We start from the raw sequence: 289 nt of genomic DNA, 5'->3' as shown, positions 1-289 counted from the left end.
CTGTTGCAGGGACCTTGACTGCTCCTTGATCGCCTGATCAGGTTCTGACCAATGGGTCAGAACCTTTATTCGTTCAGTGGTTCCGGAGGAATGGATCATGAAACGCAGATTAAACGGCAGTGCCATTGTTGGTTTGACGGTATTTTCTATTTCAGCGTTGCTGACCGCGGTGCTGGGATATCGTCAGATCGACAAGATGAATTACCACACGGTGCTGGTGGCTAACCAGACCTTGACCGCCGGTACCCTGGTGACTGAAAACACACTGACGATGCGCGAAATTGAAAAA

At 49.8% G+C, this 289-nt stretch carries 1 pseudogene; it reads left to right on the top strand.

What is annotated here, in order from left to right:
• Positions 1 to 97: 97 nt before the first annotated feature.
• Positions 98 to 289, top strand: a pseudogene (locus Q4563_RS19090) (hypothetical protein); the annotation flags it as partial.

It is taken from the genome of Gilvimarinus sp. 1_MG-2023 (genome assembly GCF_030548285.1).
Note: the sequence above shows the minus strand (reverse complement) of the source record. Positions and strands in the feature narration are given on the sequence as shown.